Origin of the sequence: Acidicapsa acidisoli (assembly GCF_025685625.1) — a bacterium.
GTDB lineage: Bacteria > Acidobacteriota > Terriglobia > Terriglobales > Acidobacteriaceae > Acidicapsa > Acidicapsa acidisoli.
The window spans coordinates 1686932-1704459 of record NZ_JAGSYI010000001.1 but is presented as its reverse complement, the minus strand read 5'-3'; the positions used below and the strand labels follow the sequence as shown (position 1 = coordinate 1704459).

Annotated in this window: 11 protein-coding genes; 1 reads left to right on the top strand and 10 read right to left on the bottom strand. The window is 55.1% G+C overall.

From position 1 onward, the window contains the following. Positions 1 to 98: 98 nt before the first annotated feature. The 9 genes from OHL23_RS06820 to kdpF form a co-directional block, all read right to left on the bottom strand. Complete coding sequence (locus tag OHL23_RS06820; protein ID WP_263351036.1) at positions 99 to 758, bottom strand: bifunctional 4-hydroxy-2-oxoglutarate aldolase/2-dehydro-3-deoxy-phosphogluconate aldolase; 660 nt, start codon at positions 756 to 758, stop codon at positions 99 to 101. A gap of 70 nt (positions 759 to 828) precedes the next feature. Then, positions 829 to 2118 (bottom strand): TolC family protein, encoded by a 1290-nt coding sequence (locus OHL23_RS06815; protein WP_263351035.1) that lies wholly within the window; start codon positions 2116 to 2118, stop codon positions 829 to 831. Then, a complete protein-coding gene (locus OHL23_RS06810; protein WP_263351034.1) occupies positions 2115 to 5276 on the bottom strand; it encodes an efflux RND transporter permease subunit in 3162 nt (1053 codons plus the stop codon). The genes OHL23_RS06815 and OHL23_RS06810 overlap by 4 nt, the downstream gene beginning before the upstream one ends. Before the next feature lie 30 nt (positions 5277 to 5306). Beyond that, positions 5307 to 6449, bottom strand: a complete 1143-nt coding sequence (locus tag OHL23_RS06805; protein ID WP_263351033.1) for an efflux RND transporter periplasmic adaptor subunit — start codon at positions 6447 to 6449, stop codon at positions 5307 to 5309. Positions 6450 to 6649: 200 nt separating this feature from the next. After that, on the bottom strand, positions 6650 to 8575 hold the full coding sequence (locus tag OHL23_RS06800) for an outer membrane beta-barrel protein (protein ID WP_263351032.1): 1926 nt from the start codon (positions 8573 to 8575) through the stop codon (positions 6650 to 6652). A 717-nt stretch (positions 8576 to 9292) separates the two neighbouring features. Then, positions 9293 to 9859: a potassium-transporting ATPase subunit KdpC gene (gene kdpC, locus OHL23_RS06795; RefSeq protein ID WP_263351031.1), complete on the bottom strand. Its 567-nt coding sequence runs from the start codon at positions 9857 to 9859 to the stop codon at positions 9293 to 9295. A gap of 11 nt (positions 9860 to 9870) precedes the next feature. After that, positions 9871 to 11904, bottom strand: coding sequence for a potassium-transporting ATPase subunit KdpB (gene kdpB / locus OHL23_RS06790; RefSeq protein WP_263351030.1), 2034 nt, complete (start codon positions 11902 to 11904; stop codon positions 9871 to 9873). Between the two features lie 35 nt (positions 11905 to 11939). Beyond that, positions 11940 to 13670 (bottom strand): potassium-transporting ATPase subunit KdpA, encoded by a 1731-nt coding sequence (gene kdpA / locus OHL23_RS06785; RefSeq protein WP_263351029.1) that lies wholly within the window; start codon positions 13668 to 13670, stop codon positions 11940 to 11942. A gap of 1 nt (position 13671) precedes the next feature. After that, positions 13672 to 13767, bottom strand: a complete 96-nt coding sequence (kdpF, locus tag OHL23_RS28735; RefSeq protein ID WP_396127294.1) for a K(+)-transporting ATPase subunit F — start codon at positions 13765 to 13767, stop codon at positions 13672 to 13674. A 1056-nt stretch (positions 13768 to 14823) separates the two neighbouring features. On the opposite strand from kdpF, the gene OHL23_RS06780 reads away from it, so the two are divergent. Further along, positions 14824 to 15900: an IS30 family transposase gene (locus OHL23_RS06780; RefSeq protein ID WP_263351028.1), complete on the top strand. Its 1077-nt coding sequence runs from the start codon at positions 14824 to 14826 to the stop codon at positions 15898 to 15900. A 363-nt stretch (positions 15901 to 16263) separates the two neighbouring features. On the opposite strand, the gene OHL23_RS06775 is transcribed toward OHL23_RS06780, so the two are convergent. After that, positions 16264 to 16464, bottom strand: a complete 201-nt coding sequence (locus tag OHL23_RS06775) for a cation:proton antiporter (RefSeq protein WP_317891671.1) — start codon at positions 16462 to 16464, stop codon at positions 16264 to 16266. Between the last annotated feature and the right edge of the window lie 1064 nt (positions 16465 to 17528).

The following is a 17528-nucleotide window of genomic DNA, read 5'->3' as shown; positions in this document are numbered from 1 at the left end:
GAGCTTTCGATCTTGCTCACTGGTTCATGGAGTCTTCGCAAAGGTATTTTGCGAAGACTCCATATTCCTCTGGATAGAACTTGAAGGACAGAGGCTGCTCAAACCGCACTCATTGTTTCTCGTGCATTGCGTACTATTGCCGAAAATCTACGCGCAAGTTCGTGTATCCATTCTTTCTTCCGTGTTTGAAGAGCCTCGCGAGGCATCAATTCTGCTCCAATTCCGATAGCGCTGGCGCCGGCAAGGATAAAGTCGCGCGCTGTAATTTGATCGACTCCACCAGATGCGATCAGGGGTATCTGAGGTAGCGGAATTTTCAATGCCCGTATATACCTCGCACCACCCACCGGGGCACAGGGGAATATCTTGACAAAGTCAACTCCCGCCTTCCAAGCCGCGATCACTTCGCTGGGTGTCAGCGCGCCCGGGATGATTACGACGTCATTCCGAAGCGCAAATTCGACAACTTCTGGAACTAATCCGGGACTCGTGAGAAAGCGGGCGCCCGCATCCAGACAGCGCTTTGCCATCTCCGCGTCCAGTACTGTTCCCCCGCCGACGATGAGGTCGGGATACTGATTTGCAAGCTGGCCAATCACATCGACCGCGCCCGGCACAGTGAGGGTAATTTCCACGACAGGAATACCCGCCTCGTATACCGAGGTCGCTGCAAAGTGCGCAAGCTCGGCGGAAGTAACGCGAACGGCCGGGAAGATACCTACTTCTTCGATACAAGCACGGATCTCGTTTCTGTTCATCAACCAAGCCCTTCCAAAGTGTTGTTCAAGTCAGCGCAACCATTTTCACTCGTCGTAGACAAGATGTACATTATTGAATCGCTTCACGACCCACAGCGAGATTCAACTGACCAGCGGCGGTCAAGTACGCTCCCACCAGTTGCATATACGCCAACTGCACCACGCGATAATCGCTCTGCGCATTCAGAAAATCCATGAGCGATGCAGCCCCTCTTTGATAAGAATAAGTTACTGTGTCGCGCACCCTTGTTGCCTGATCCTTGTACTTGTCGCGATAGGGAGTGAGCAGCGCGATGTTGCTTCGTACCTGTTCATACGCTGAGTCGACGTCACTGAAGACCTGCGCCCGCGCCGCGTCGGTCAACTTCTTGTTGCGGTCGATGTCGATCAATGTGCGCTTCTTCTCGCCCTGGTTGCGGTCGAATATTCTCAGCGGGACGCTTACGTTGAGGCCGAGGGTCTGATTTGAGTTAGGGTTGTTGAACGACCCATTGTAGGTGTACCACGCGCCAAATGTCGGGTCCGTCGATCCATTGGCGATAGCGAGCCTATTGTTGGTCACTGCCTGTTGAATGGACTCAAGCGCAGCCCTAAGATCGGGCCGGTTGTCGAGAGCCATCTGGCGATAGGTCTCCAGCGGCTGAAACTGGTCCGAGAAATCAAACGGACCAACCACATCGAATTTTTCCAAAGAGGTCCGGTCGTCCAGGAGTTGCAGCAACTGAATCTTCGATGTGCGCAGGTTGACGATCGCCGTCTGAATCTCTGACTCGTACTGGACTCGCAACAGTTCAATGCGATCCAGATCGACCTGTCCAATATTGCCGGCTTTGAATCGTGCCTGGCTGATCTCAATGATTTTGTCGTAGTATTCGAGATCCGCCTGTGCGAGTTGAAGAACCGCCTTAGCCTGCAAGGTCTGCACGAAAACGGTGCGAAGGTTGAAGATCAGATTCCGCTCAAGATCTTCGTGTTGCGATCCAGCAATCTGAGTTCCCTCCTTCGCACTCTCCAGCCGTAACTCTCGCTTATGCCGACGTTCGTGCAGATAACTAAAATTAGGCTGATACTGAGTGCCGGCCAACGGTTGCCAGACCCCGTCATGGCGTGCTACTTGAGTACCATCCGTTGAGAATGTTAACGTTGGGTTGGGGCGCAGATACGCCGTTATCTCCTCATCCTTCATCTCCTGCACGTTGATCTCGTCCGCTTTCAGTGTGGGGTTTGCCGCCTCGAACTCTGCCTTTACCTGGTCCCATGTAAGTGCCTGCTGTGCGCTGGCGGAGACGGCAAGAAAAGCAAAGCCAATGATGCAACCGCCCATGCTTCGGGAAAGAGCGAATATCAAATTAGACCTCAAGCTGCCACCTCCGGTTTCGGGAGCTTGTCGCCTTCTCTCGCCACCCAGACATAGAGCGTCGGCAGAAGGAAGATGCTCAACAGGAGGTCGGAAATCAATCCCCCCACGATGACGATGGCAAACGGGCGCTGTGAGTCGGACCCAATCGCGTGGGACATGGCAGCAGGGAGCAGTCCCAACGTGGCCACTAGCATTGTCATCATGATGGGGCGAAGTCGCAGGACAGCACCTTCGACGGCAGCATCTGGTATTGTCTGTCCACGAGCCCGTAATTGGTTGATGTATTCCAGCATGATGACTCCCGTCTGAACCGAGACCCCAAAGAGCGCCAGGAAACCAACTCCGGATGACACGCTGAAGAATGTGCCGGTCACATAGAGAGCGAGCAGGCCTCCAACGCGAGCCATAGCCACGTTGAGGAGAATCAGCAGCGCCCATTTGAAGGAACGAAACATGGCGTAAAGAATGATAAAGATCAAAAAGATCGTCAGGGGCAGGACGAAGAGCAGCCTTTTTTCGGCTCGCGTTTCGCTATCGTATTCTCCCGACCATTCGAGGTGATAGCCATGCGGTAACTGCACATTCTTCGCGATCTTGTCGATGGACTCCTTAACCGTGGTTCCGAGATCGCGCCCACGAACCTCAAAGCGGATGGCCAGATAGCGGGAACCATTTTCTCGGTAAATGTCATAAGCGTCATCGCGAACCTGGACTTTGGTTAACTGAGCCAGGGAGACGCGTTCTCCCGATGGAGAGAGCAGTCGGATGTTCTGGATTGCCTCCTTGGTATCCCGATACGGTTTCTGATAGCGCACGACAACGTTGTAGACTGCCTCTCCCTGCAGGACCTGGCTGACGGAATTACCGCCGATGGCAGTTTGGACGGCGTCCTGTATATCGGCTACATTGATACCAAAGCGTGCAGCCGCCAGACGATCAACGGTGAGATCGATATTAGGCTGGCCGGTATCGCGTTGAATTCCCAAATCCGTGATACCGCCGATCTTGCCCATAACATCTTTGATCTCTTCGCCCTTTTGCTCCAGGACGTCCAGGTCCGGCCCGTAAAGCTTGGCAGCCAGTCCGCCTTTCGTGCCGGTTAGCGTTTCACCCATGTTGTCTTCAATGGGCTGGGAGAAATTCCAGAAGGCCCCTGGGTGTTTCTCCACTTCGCGATCCATTGCGGCAATTAGCTCCTCTTTATTCTGATGAAAGATGGGTCGCCATTGGTCTTTCGGCTTGAGGTCGATGAAATATTCCGTGTTGCCGAATCCGCCCGTGTCGGTTCCGTCGTCGGGCGCTCCGGATTGCGAAATCACCTTCGTGACCTCCGGAAATGAGGCGAAGATATAGCGGTTTTGCTGGGCGAAGCGCGTACCTTCCGTCTCGCCTACGCTGTTGGCCATTGCGCCACGCGCCCAAACGGCGCCTTCGTCCAAATGGGGCAGGAACTCCGAGCCAATGAGTCCGCTGAATGTGAGGAAAAGCGCGACGGCCAACGAAGCCAAGCCAAAGCCCACGGTGATCCAACGATTTTGAATGGACCACTTCACTGCACCCCGGTACCGCTCCTTCAGGAACTCCATCGCCGGATTGCGCCATTCCTTGACACCATTCGGGAATAGCAGGGCAGAAAGCACAGGCACAAGAAAAATGGAGAACACAATAGCGCCGAGGAGTGCGAAGGCAACGGTCCAGGCCATAGGCCGGAACAAACGCCCTTCGACTCGCTGAAGAGTGAAGATCGGCATGTAGGCAGTGATGATGATGGCGATGGCATAGAAAACCGGCCGTTGAACCTCGTGAGCAGCATCACGGATCATCTCCAGTGGCGTCTTGAAGCTCATGGTATTGCGTCCCGCTTCCAGCGAACGGTTTCTGCCATGGCTCAAGTGCCTCATGATGTTTTCCACCATCACCACGGCGCCATCCACCACCATTCCGAAGTCGAGCGCGCCAAGTGAAATCAGGTTTGCAGGGATATGGCTCAGGTTGAGAAAGATGGATGCAAAAAGCAAGGAAAACGGGATGGTAAGCGCAACGATGAAGGCTCCCCGAGCATTGCCGAGAAAGAGAAAGAGGATGATCGTAACCAGGATCATTCCCTCGACGAGGTTGTGCAGCACTGTGTGCAATGTGTAATGGAGCAGATCGCTGCGGTCGAGCATGGGAACGACCTTCACACCCTCGGGCAGGATGTGATTGTTGAGCTCTTCCACCTTCTCGTGAATCCCATCGATCGTGGGGCCTTCTTCGGCCCCCTTGCGCATCAGCACGCCGCCCTGAATGACATCGGGCTCATCGACGATGACGCCATCCGGACGATGATCGGCTCTGGCCATGTGCCCCAACCGAATTCTGGGCCCCCAGTCGACGACTGCGATGTCCTTTATGCGGACTGGAGCTCCATTTGAAGTCGTAAGGACGGTGTTCTCTATATCCTGCACATTGCGGAAAAGCCCGAGCGCGCGGACATTCAGTTGCTGCGAGCCCTGTTCGACGAAGCTGCCGCCGGCGTTCACGTTGTTGTTGGTCAACTGGTTCTCGACCTGGCTGATGTTCAAGCCGTAGGAGATGAGCTTATTCGGGTCGACACGCACCTGATATTCGCGCGCGGTGCCCCCGAAGTCGCTCACGTCCACGACGTTCGGCACTTTCCTGAATTCCTTGTACAGAGTCCAGTCTTCGATACTCCTCAAATTCATCAGATCATATGCCGGATTTTTGCTCCGGAGCGTATACCAATAAATCTGGCCCGTGAGGCTCCAGTCCGTACCTATTTGAGGCACCACGCCTGCCGGCACATTGACCTGCGTGAGCCTTTCAAGCACCTTCTGGCGATTCCATTCGTTGACCGATTGGTCGTCGAAGATTAACGTAATCAGAGAAAGGCCAAAGATCGATTCCGACCGCACCGTTGTGAGATGCGGAATCCCAAACAACTGAATTTCGACGGGAACCGAAACTTGCTGCTCCATTTCTTCGGCGGAACGCCCGGACCACTGGCTGATGACGGTCACATAATTGTCAGCGATATCCGGATAGACCTCGACTGGCATGTTGTGAAACGACACCGCCCCCCAAGAGAGCAATAGCAACCCGATGGCCAGCACAACGTACTTGTTATTGAGAGCAAAATCTACGAGATTGCGAATCATGGTTTCTTCCTCAGGCCTCGAAGTTGAGCGTCATTCATTGTCGATCGCATTTTGGAGATTGATCGCGTTTGTCGCAATCTGTTGGTCGGGCTGCAACCCGGATAGAATCTCCTGCATATCGTTCGGCAACTGTTCCCCGCTGACGACCTGAATCCGCTTGAACTTCTCCTGCACAGGGATGAAAACCCAGTCCCGGTCGTGCAGATGCACGATCGCGGATGCTGGGACAGCCGTGTAGTTCCGCTTCTCCTTGCTGTACAAAGTGGCTGTGGCAAACATGCCGGGCCGCATCATCTCGCCCGGATTGGCCACTTCAATACGGACCTTCGCTGTGCGGATATTCGGATCGAGAATCGACCCAATGTTGCTGATAGCGCCCTTGAGAACTTTGTCCGGGTAGGCGTTCAGCTTGATGTCGACAGGTTGTCCGATGTGCACGTTGGACATGTCGCTTTCGTAGACGTCACAGACGATCCACACGGAGGTGAGGTCCGAGATAGTGAATGGGTTCGGCGCAGAATAGGCTTGCACGAACGCCGCATTCGTCACTTGCTGATCGGTGATGACGCCGGAAACCGGGGCAAGAATGTCGACAATTCCCTTCGGGTTATCGGGATCGCTGCCGAGCAGGCGAAGATGCTCCGTAGCGGTATCGAGGGTGGTCTTAGCGTCATCCTCGGTGTCTTGCGCAACCTCCAGGTCTTGCATCGCTATGGCCCCATGCGCGTACAAATCCTTCGCTCGATCCAATTGCTTGCGCGCAAGGAACTCATCGGAGATGGCCTTGCGGTAAGCATCAAAGCCTCCCGAAATGTCGTCGCTGCGAATACGCAGCAAGGTCTGGCCCTTCTTCACTGTGTCGCCGACGCGAGCACGAATGTCCACAACGCGACCGGAGGCAAGCGAAATCACCGGAACAGTTCGCGCGATATCCGGAATTACAGTGCCAGTCACGAACAATTGTGACGGGGCCTGGTATTCGGTCGCCGTAGCGATGGGATACCGCTCGGGATGCTCGACTGCGAAGAAGGTGACATCCACTCCGGAAACTACCTTGGCGGGAGGCGGTGCCTCGGCCTTTGCGTCACCCTTTTCGCTCTTGCAACCGATGACCGTCAAAGATGCGGATAGGGCAATCAGGAGCAAACCACTTTTCAGAGCTTTGTTTTTCATAGGATTTCCTGCAATTCTCGCGACTTGGCCTTCCCCGGACACAGGTATCTCCGAGCACCTGTTCGGTACTGAACTGAGAGCCCGCTCAGTGGCGAATTTCGCTCCCAAAAGCAGCACCTGAGTGAACTGAACCCCGGTGCTGCCTTTGAAGGCTGGCATCTTTAGCCATGTGCAAGGCCTACTGCTAGGCGGACCGAAGCTTAAAATCGGACCATGATCGCACCCGTTGTAACGGTCTGGTTGGTTCTCAAGTCAGGCCACCAGATTGCACTGGTACCAGCGCCAGTGCCGCCGCAGAAAGTCTCCGCGGCCGTAAGCGCACCGTAACCGAAGCCGGAATCTCCGCCCGCTGCGCATTGATAGTGCGCCGGGTTGCCGTTGTTGCCGCCTGGAGGCGTAATGCCGCCGCGGCCAGTCCAGTACGGGACGTCGGAGTAGCGATAGCCTTCCTCCAACCGGAAGGTAATGAATTGACTGGGCATGTAGTCGAAGGTGATAGTCCCGTCATGCATCTGAGCGCGATCCCCGCCGTTCTCTGTAAAGTAAGGGGTACCGGTTGTCGCTGTTGCGCCGTTGATCGGAGGCAGCAGGGTGAGGTAACGTCCAGGGTTATTCATCTGACCGCCGCCCAAGGTCACAGCATATAGGTCTTTCTTGAACCACATGCGCTCATAGGCCATCCAGCCGATGAAAGCCTGCTTCGGCCGGCCATTCTTGCTGTTCATGCAGTTCACGCCACCCGTATAGGTTGAACTCGACCCCATCTCAGGAGAGTTACCCTTCGGATCGTAGGCTCCGCTGGAAGGACCGCCGCCATACTCGCAACCCAAGTCACCTGTGACCGTGAAGGCTGCCTTGTCAAAGAACTTCGTTGGTTGGTCGTAGTACTTCACTTGCGCACTATAGTCGGCATGGATGCGCGAGCGGCCAGGGAAACCGGCGGCGTCTTCGCCAAGACCGTAATTATTCCACACGAAATCGAGATAGGGTTTAGGACGCCACAAGATCTGGCCGCCAAGACCAGGCTTACCATTAGTGCGGGCATACGATTGCCAGCCATTGATGATCCACGGCTCGATCTTCAATTTCTTCGTCGGGAAGTATTGGACGCGTAGGCCGTTGAAGAACCAAGGGGTGTTGGAGGAGACGAACGAGGGCTGGTAGGTCCAATTGTCTGCGTTGTAATAGCTGAAAAGACCAATGTACGAGACGAAGATGCCGGCATCCACGTTCAAACCATGAGCAACATCCCAGTGATAGCCGCCCCAGGCTTCAGAGATGTATCTATACGCATCAGCCAGATTCCATTGGCCGCGATTAGGGCTGGCGTCGTTCCGTGGAGTCGTCGTGGCAAACATGCCGTACATGGTCAGAAATCTGCCGCGCACATTGTTGATGTGAATGTCGCCGCCGAAGCTCAACTGTTCGACTTGAAACTCATCGGAACGAAAGGTCTCCGTCGAACCGCCAAGCGAGTCATCCTTCGGGTGGTTGTAATCCAGCGTGTAGTTCGTATCGGCACGAAATTCAGGCGTAAAGTACTTGGTGCTCATTGGGCTGTCCGATGCATGCCCGTTGCTGTTGAGCCATGTCCAGTCTCCAGGAAATGGTTCGCCTTTGGTGGTGATTTGAGAGCTGATCTCGGGAGCCGCTGCTGTTGCCGGAGCAGCAGAATCTTGCGTTATGCCTGCCGTCGAACTGCTGGTAACTCCGCTGGTTGTTGCAGCCTCGGCCGCACGCAATGCGTTGACGTCCTTATCCGCCGTCACGGCGTCACCTGCGTCTTTGCTCTCCTTCAACTCCGCTTCAAGCTGCGCGATGCGCGCTTTCATTTCGGCGAGTTCCCTCGCGATAACTTCATTGTTGAGTGGGATCTTCGGTACTGTGGGCGTCGCAGCAACCGGGTCAACGGTGGAGGTTTCCGGCGCGGCTTTGGCCGGCGCGGCCGCCGGGGTTACCGGCTGCTCTCCGCTGACTGCCGCCAGTAATTGCGTAACGGGTCCGGTTTGTTGCGAAGTGACTTTGTCCGAGGATGAAGTCGAGCTTTGCGCTTGGCATGTGAACTGAAGAGCGAAAGCGCCGATTCCAACTCCGAATAGGATGGCCGTCCTGAAAGTATTGTTCATCGGTATCATTTCTCCGCGACGCTCTGCGTCGCCGGGTTAATAAGTGTCTTAACTCTGTGAGGAATGGTCGGCATATATCGGACCATGCTCAATTAAGATTCTTATGCGACGCGGCATAAAGAAACCGCAAGGAGAAGTGCAGAAAGTCATATGAGTTTGATAAGCAGTAGAACCAGTAACGCACACTTCTACTCATGCCGCGCCTTCACCACATGAGCGCAACCAGAGTGCTGCGAGTTCTGCCAATGATTCTCCAATTTTTAATCATTGGACATGAAAACCGCATAAAGAGATTCGCAAGAATGAATAGGGATTTCTTACGGCTTGCAAACGGTTTCCGTATTCAGTGGACGAGGATGTATCAAAGATACTCAGAGCACAGCAGGCGATGCGCGTACTTGAGTAATTAACGCACGGGAGTAGAAAGGCTTCGGCCCGATCCAGGCAAGGGTCGCTGCGCAAAGAAACCGAGGCCTCGCGCTCCGAGTCGCATTATCTGCCTACTTCTGCGCTTGAGGAGCATCGACTTTTAGACAGGTTGAGATTTGTGCACATGGCAGCCCCGCCCGGCGAAGGAGCGCCAGATTAGCGCTCGATGCGGTTATCCTTGAGCCGCTGCATAAGGTCACCGAGGTGATGGCGCGGCCCCGGTTGCCGCAAAGTTAGTTTGCTCCGCGAGATATACGACTTCTTCCAGGCTCGAGGATTTGCCTGATCTCACCGATCGCTTTTGTCGAGGTCTAGATTGAGCTCCAGCACATTCACTCTGGGCTCGCCCAGGACTCCGAGCGTACGAGGAGTAATATGCGCAGCAACGAGCTTGTTAATCGTGTCGTCACTAATATGGCGAGCGAGCGCCACGCGATGCGCCTCGTAATAAGCCGAGTCGGGAGTGATATCCGGATCGAGCCCAGATCCTGAGGTCGTTACTAAGTCAATCGGCACAGGTTTGCTGGCGTTTTGCGCCGCGAGTTTGTCGATATCTCCCTGAATACGCTGCACCAGCTTCTGATTCGACTGCGCAAGATTGGAACCGCCTGAACTGGTGGCATCATAACCATTGCCTGCCGCCGACGGCCGCGGATGAAAATAACGATCGCTGGTGAAGCTCTGTGCCAATAGAGACGAGCCGATAACTTGGCCGTCCTTGAGAATGAGACTGCCCCCTGCCTGACGCGGAAAAAGTACACCTGCGATACCCGTCATAACCAGAGGATAAGCCAGTCCCAGTAATACCGTAGTGACCAGCGTGAAACGAATTGAAGTCTTCCAGACCGAATGCACGAGAGTTCTCCTTAAGCCAGATGCAGCGCGACCAATACAAGGTCGATGGCCTTGATGCCTATGAATGGAACGATAACGCCGCCCACGCCGTAGACCAGTAAATTCTGGCGCAGCAATATAGCAGCGGCCTTCGGTTCGTACTTCACACCTTTGAGCGCCAGCGGAATCAGCGCAATGATGATCACGGCGTTGAAAATCACTGCAGAAAGAATCGCCGACTGCGGCGTCGCCAGATGCATGATGTTCAACGCATTGAGTACAGGGAACACGCCCGCAAACATCGCCGGAATGATAGCAAAATATTTAGCTACATCGTTGGCGATTGAAAATGTTGTAAGCGCACCGCGAGTCATCAGCAACTGCTTGCCAATCTCCACAATCTCAATCAGCTTGGTCGGGTTCGAATCGAGATCGACCATGTTGCCGGCTTCCTTCGCCGCCTGTGTGCCCGAATTCATCGCCACGCCCACATCGGCCTGCGCCAGCGCTGGAGCATCGTTGGTGCCGTCGCCGGTCATCGCCACCAATTTGCCCTTAGCCTGTTCGCGCTTGATCAGATCCATCTTGTCTTTAGGCTTCGCCTCGGCCAGGAAATCGTCCACGCCTGCCTCACGCGCAATCACCGCCGCCGTCAGCGGATTGTCGCCAGTGATCATGATGGTGCGAATACCCATCGCACGCAGCCGCGCCAGCCGATCCTTCAACCCACCCTTGACGATGTCCTTCAGATAGATCACACCCAGCGCAGTCGCGTTCTCAGCCACCACCAGCGGCGTGCCACCCGCGCGGGCAATCTCATCCACCTGGTCGCGAACCTTGCGCGGAAGACTCGATCCCTGCTCTTCCAGAAAGTGAGAAATCGCATCCACCGAGCCTTTACGAATGCGCGACCCAGGCAGGTCCACGCCAGACATACGCGTCTGCGCAGTGAAGGGTACAAACTCTGCATGGATGCTGGAAAGATCGCGACCGCGCAGGCCGTACTTCTCCTTGGCCAGCACCACAATCGACCGCCCTTCCGGCGTCTCATCCGACAGAGAAGAAAGCTGCGCAGCATCCGCCAGCCTCTCCTGGCTTACATCGGGCGCGGGATAGAACTCCGTTGCCTGCCGATTGCCCAACGTGATGGTCCCGGTCTTGTCCAGCAGCAGCGTACTCACATCGCCGGCGGCTTCCACAGCACGTCCGCTCATCGCCAGCACGTTGTATTGAACAAGCCTGTCCATGCCCGCAATTCCGATCGCCGAGAGCAGTCCACCAATCGTAGTCGGAATCAGGCAGACCAGCAGAGAAACCAGTACGAATACTGTCTGCGGAGCCTTCGAATAGATTGCGAACGGCTGCAGTGTAACCACAGCCAGAAGGAAGATGATCGTCAAGCCTGATAGCAGGATGCTCAGCGCAATCTCATTCGGCGTTTTCTGCCGCGTTGCGCCTTCCACCAGCGCGATCATGCGATCGAGAAACGTCTCGCCTGGATTCGAAGTGATCTTGACCTTGATGAAGTCCGAAAGCACTTTCGTGCCTCCCGTAACAGCCGAGCGGTCGCCGCCCGCTTCGCGGATCACCGGCGCGGACTCGCCGGTAATAGCCGACTCATCCACTGAGGCCACGCCTTCAACCACTTCGCCGTCGCCAGCGATGAATTGGCCTGCCTCAACGTAGATGAGATCTCCAGCACGCAACAAGCTGCTGGTCACGTCTTCCAGCACGCCATGGACGTTGTACTTGCGCGCGATCGTCTCGCCCTTGGCCTTGCGCAAGGTATCTGCCTGCGCCTTGCCTCGCCCCTCGGCCATAGCCTCCGCAAAGTTAGCAAAGAGCACAGTGAACCAGAGCCACAGCGTGATTTGCAGATTGAAACCAAGCCCAGCGCGATGATGAATCGTATCGGCGATGAGCAGCGCCGTTGTCAGCACACTGCCGACCTCCACTACAAACATGACGGGGTTCTTCACCATCAACCGTGGATTCAGTTTGCGCACAGCATCGATCGATGCCGTGCGCAAAATATCAATACTCCAAAGACTCTTCTTGTCTGCCATGACAGTCCGTTTCGTGTGGCCCTTGTGCGGTTTCGTTAAAATAACTGGCCTGACTTGAGCAGCAGGTGCTCCAATATGGGCCCAAGGCTCAGCGCCGGAAAGAATGTTAACGCACCCAAAATCAAAATCACGCTCACCAGGAGCACAGTGAAGAGTGAAGTGTTCACTGGGAAAGTTCCTGGCGAAGGCGGTACGCTCTTTTTCTGAGCGAGGTTACCGGCCAAAGCCAGTACCGGAATGAGCATGAGGAGCCGTCCACCAAGCATGGTCCATCCGAGGGCCACGTTGTACCACCAGGTATTGGCATTCAAACCCATGAAGGCCGAGCCGTTGTTTCCAGCACCAGATGTGAAGGCGTAAAGAATTTCCGTCATTCCGTGAGGACCGCTGTTATTCAAGCTGGAAAGACCGACGTTGGGCGAGAGCAGGAAGACGGCAGTGAGAGTGAGGATGATGAGCGGAAAGATGAGCACGTAGAGCATGGTCATCTTCACGTCATAGGACTCGATTTTCTTTCCCAAATATTCGGGCGTGCGTCCCACCATGAGGCCAGCGATGAACACTGCCTGGACTACAAAGATAAGAATGCCGTAGAGACCTGAGCCCACACCGCCAAAGATCACCTCGCCGAGCATGATGTTGGTCAGCACCACCATGCCACCCAACGGGGTAAAGCTGTCGTGCATTCCGTTGACCGCGCCGCAACTGGCGTCCGTAGTGATGGTTGCGAAGAGCGCCGACTGCGAGACGCCGAAGCGCACTTCTTTGCCCTCCATATTGCCGGCAGGCGCTGTCAGGGTGCCTGTCTGGGCGGCTCCATGAATGAGCGAATGGGGTTGCGACTCGGCCCAGTAGACCGTCGCGAAGCCAGCAACAAACAGCACATACATCGCGGCCAGTACAGCCCATCCGTGGCCAGGCGATCCGGTCATGCGGCCTAGCGTATAAGTCAGGCCTGCTGGAATAATAAAGATGGAGAGCATCTGGAGAAGGTTCGAGAGCGGCGTGGGGTTTTCAAAGGGATGGGCGCTGTTGGCATTGAAGAATCCTCCGCCGTTGGTTCCCAACATCTTGATGGCTTCCTGCGAAGCCACCGGCCCCTGGGCAATCGTCTGGATCTGCGACGGTTGCTCAAGCGTATGGGCTATCGTGTAGCCATGCAGGTTCTGCGGAACCCCTTGTGTGACCAAAACCAGTGCGTAGATCACCGATGCTGGCAGCAGAACATAGAGGATAGTTCGCGTCGCATCCACCCAGAAATTGCCGATGGTGCCGGAGGTCGTTCGCTTGATTCCACGGATCAAAGCCACTGCGACTGCAATGCCTACCGCCGCACTCCCGAAGTTGTGATATGCGAGGCCGACCATTTGCGTGAGATAGCTCATGGTCGTTTCGGGCGTGTAGGACTGCCAGTTGGTGTTCGTTGTAAAGCTTGCAGCTGTATTCCAAGCCAGGTCTGGACCCAAGTTGGCGAGTTTTTGGGGATTCCACGGCAAGAACGCTTGCAGCCGCTCGATACCGTAGGTCATCAGCATGCTAACGGCCGAAAAGCCCAGAACCGCGAAGGCATACTGGCGCCAAGTCATTTCATCCTTTGAATTAACCCCGGATAGCTTGTAGATGAGCCGTTCTACGGGGCGGAGCACCAGATCCAACCAAGTGCGCTCTCCTTCCAGCACGCGGGACAGATATATGCCCACAGGACGCACGCTCGCAAACAAAATCAAGGAGAAGAGAGCAAACTGCAACCAACCGTTGGCAGACATTTCAGAACTTCTCCGGGAAGAGTAGGGTTAGGACCAGATAGCCCAGCAAGAAGATGGAGAGAATCAACGCAACTATCGTGACGATATCGACATGCATGGGACTACCTCAACTTCTGGCATGCTTTGGCGTACAGGAATGCCAGGGCGAAGAATACTATCGTGAACAACAACATAGTTACATCTTGCATCGTAGAGTTCTCAATTCCTGGCTATGACCACTTCCTCCCACACCGCAACTGCCGCTTAACTTCAAGACAGTGCAGTACGCTGATCCCGGGCCATGGATGCACCAAGGTTCATTCTGGACTACGCGACGTTTTGGTATCCGAAAGGTTCTCTAAGTGAACCGTAAGGATCTACGAGAGGCTATTAAGGGTGTAGGACATTTCTAACGAGCGCTTACATACACGCTTTAAAGAAGCTTTCTTATTGGACAGAAAGCGTTTAGAATCAATATGTTGATGCTACTTTAGATCGCTATACAGAAAGCCACAAATCATATGCTGCCGTCTTCTGTGAGAGCGACTTGGGCTGTTCGCGTCAGTTGAGACTTCAATATCTCTTTCCAAAAAGCGATTCTAGCAAAGATAACCCTGCGCAGCGCTGCCGATCCAATTGCATTTATACCGTAAGGTGAATCGCTGCGTATGCTCGCCAAGGGCGCCATTGTTCAGCGGTTTGTAGGGCCAACTTGGCCGTAATAGCTGTTCTCATTCCCAGCGCTCGCCGCAAGCCCCTATCTCCGGCGGGAAATGCATCCGGCTCACCATAGGATCGCATCGCTATCCATTGGGCTACACGTTCGTCAACCCCGCATATCGTGCGCAGCAGTTCGATCGTTTCGTCCAATGGTCTCGAACTTTCGAAGGCGAGTTTCTTGCGAGCTACTGCAATGGCGAGCTTTCTGAGGATAGCGGCACGGTCAGGGCTAATTCCGGATCTAGAAAGGTCAGCTTCGGCAAGGTCCTCTGGGCGAGGAAAGAGATACGCTAGTCCGCGCATGGAAGACTCAAAGCGGATTCCGAAATGCTTGACTAGCTTGTCGACATCACGAGACCTCCCGCTGCTTGTCAATTTCTGGCCCAGCACAGCAAGAACAGCTCGGCTGATTCAAGGTACAAGTGCAACGTTTCCGAAGAGGAGATAGTTGCATATGCGGAGAAGCTACACTCACCTTGCGGTTCAGGAACGTGCGCTTATAGAGACGCAGTTGAAGTTGGGCATGAGTCCAGCGGCGATCGCCGCTGGACTCATGCGAGCGCCTTCCACCGTCACCCGCGAGATACGGCGGAACGGTTGGCTGGCCCCTGCAGAGCTGTCTCGCCTGGGTAGAACCAGGATTGCCGGAGGATACAGATGCGTCGCAGCCGACCGGCGAGCCCGTCTACTGGCTGCCAAGCCGCGTGTAGCGCGCAAGCTGATCCTCGGCAACCCGCTATGGATCGTCGTGGTCGATCATCTCCGCCATGGCTTGAGTCCGGCCCAGATTGGGTCCACACTGGCTCGTATGCCTGACCCGGTTCAGCTCTCATACGAGACCATCTACACCGCGCTCTACACTATGCCGCGGGGGCATCTGCGGTCCAGCCTTCTGGCTCTGATGCGCCGCCGGCATCGCGCCAGAAGGCCACACCGCCGCCAGGATGGGCGCAGCAAGCCGTCGATTCCCGAGATGACCCTCATCGATCAGAGGTCCGTCGAGATCCGGATGCGCCTCATTCCCGGTCATTGGGAGGGCGATTTGATTATCGGCAAGGGCAACCTCTCGCAGGTCGGCACGCTGGTAGAACGTACTACCCCGTTTGTCGCCCTGGTCAAGCTGACAAGTAGCAAGGCCGACGTTACGGCCCAGGCCTTCACAGAGATACTCAACCGATTCGACAGCCAGCTACGCCGTTCCATGACCTTCGACCAAGGCTCCGAGATGAGGCACCACAAGACCCTGACGGCCAACACCGGCGTCGACGTCTATTTTGCACATCCCCATGCTCCCTGGGAGCGCGGCATCAGCGAAAACACCAACGGACTGCTCCGACAATACCTGCCTAAAGGAACCGACCTGTCCCTGTTTTCCCAGGATCAGCTGGATGACATTGCATGGCGGCTCAACACCCAGCCAAGAAAAACCCTGGGATGGAAAGCGCCCGCTGAACTCTTCCTACCAGAAGACGCTTTCGACTTCGTTCAACACTGGTCACCTAAAATCAACCACGTTGCACTTGTACCTTGAATCCGCCCCCCTATGACAGCAGACGAGCGATTGAAAATGCATTGGCGCTTCATCGCAGGGCGAGGTACGGCCTGATGGATTGACACTGATCCGGGCAACTCATCGTCTGGAGATCGAATGGCGCGCCAGAGAGATCCACCCGTGGGATCGCAACTGCGAGCGCACGGAGCATGAGCTTCAATTCACTGAACAGTCTCTCGCTGATACGGATGCCGCCTTATCCCGGCTGTTCATGACGCTCCTGAGATCGATGTGATCGACTTCAGGGTAATCCTCCCAGGCTCCGATGTTCGTATCCTTGCCGGTACAGTGGAACGCTCCACTCCTGTGCCAAGCACTCGCAGTGTATCTCTGAGAACGAGATTATGGCACAGGGGCGTAGACGATGCGTTGCGGCAGTCCTACTCTCCGAGCGATTGAGGTCGCCGCAATGGCGTCCGTCGCGGCCACGACCGCGCCCAACAGCACTGCGGATTCCCAATCAAACCCAGGCAACAATGATCCCGCTGTCATCGCCAGCCCCAGAACCGTGAACGACACCAGTCCTACCGCGAGCATCGCAATGCTCGCGAAGTTTCATTGAAACTCTCTCCACGACAAAGTCCAGGCTGACCGAAGCATCCCAGGGGCATGGAAAAGTGGAAAACAAAGAACGCTTCCCACTTTTCCACACCCCCGACTGCGGCGAAATAACTAACTCAAACGCTGCGCTACACTAACAATCGCACTGGTGCAGAACATCGGGTAGGCCACTTGGATACCTACGGACAGCAGCAGATTCCCCCTGTCCAACTCTGTAAGTTGCATTGAAGTGAAGGTGCTCCGGGGCAGGTCTAATCTGATTCTGGGCGTAGAAATCCATGAGAATGTGGTGAGTACCAGCACCAGGATATTCCTCAATACGAAATGCATCCAGCGTGATCTTTATGCGAGTACGCTTAAGTGGACGGTCTGCCTCGATCGCTCCCACATCCATAATTTCGCGGATGCCTTTCGTAGCCATTAGAGGAGAGATAAATCCAAACGCATGCGACGTATGCTGCCAGGCCTTGGTTCGGAACGGCCGCCGCCAATCACCGGGCTTCCGAAAATCTGCCTCCTTGGAGCCGATAGCAAAGCTGCAGCCAGCTCTGGCTCGCCCAGCTCTGTCAATTTACGAGCCGCAACGTCAATTGGAAGGGCACCCAAGACAGGTTCATTAAACCAAAGCTCATGTTGAACTTTGCCCATCGTTCTCACCTCAGCGGCTCGGATTGCTGTAGGAAATCAGTTCTGAACGGTTTAATCGCGATGAATCGAGTCAGATTCGGTCCTTCGCCAGTCTAGTATTTATGTTCACGGTGACGCTGGTCCCTCTCGCGTTTAGTTGCAAAATCGAGCCGGTATCCCAATGCGCACAGCTGTTTTGCAGTTTCGGCTGGGATGTGAAACCCCAAATTGCTGGGTTGCTGGGTGATGAAGGCTCACAGAATGTTGCTATCAGGCCAAAGCGCGCTTCTAGGGCTGAAACCGCCGGAGTCAAATTGGGCCGACTTGATAGGAGTGAGAGACTTTTGGGCTATCGATAAACGCGCTGAATGCGATTCTTGGAGACTGATGGGTTGAGCCAAAGCGCGCAGCGCTTCTTC

What these genes read in the sequence shown, in the direction of transcription:
- OHL23_RS06800 (WP_263351032.1), bottom strand. Translation starts at nt 8,575, where the DNA reads ATGAACAATACTTTCAGGACGGCCATCCTATTCGGAGTTGGAATCGGC.
- OHL23_RS06810 (WP_263351034.1), bottom strand. Translation starts at nt 5,276, where the DNA reads ATGATTCGCAATCTCGTAGATTTTGCTCTCAATAACAAGTACGTTGTG.
- kdpA (WP_263351029.1), bottom strand. Translation starts at nt 13,670, where the DNA reads ATGTCTGCCAACGGTTGGTTGCAGTTTGCTCTCTTCTCCTTGATTTTG.
- kdpF (WP_396127294.1), bottom strand. Translation starts at nt 13,767, where the DNA reads ATGCATGTCGATATCGTCACGATAGTTGCGTTGATTCTCTCCATCTTC.
- OHL23_RS06805 (WP_263351033.1), bottom strand. Translation starts at nt 6,449, where the DNA reads ATGAAAAACAAAGCTCTGAAAAGTGGTTTGCTCCTGATTGCCCTATCC.
- OHL23_RS06820 (WP_263351036.1), bottom strand. Translation starts at nt 758, where the DNA reads ATGAACAGAAACGAGATCCGTGCTTGTATCGAAGAAGTAGGTATCTTC.
- OHL23_RS06780 (WP_263351028.1), top strand. Translation starts at nt 14,824, where the DNA reads ATGCGGAGAAGCTACACTCACCTTGCGGTTCAGGAACGTGCGCTTATA.
- kdpB (WP_263351030.1), bottom strand. Translation starts at nt 11,904, where the DNA reads ATGGCAGACAAGAAGAGTCTTTGGAGTATTGATATTTTGCGCACGGCA.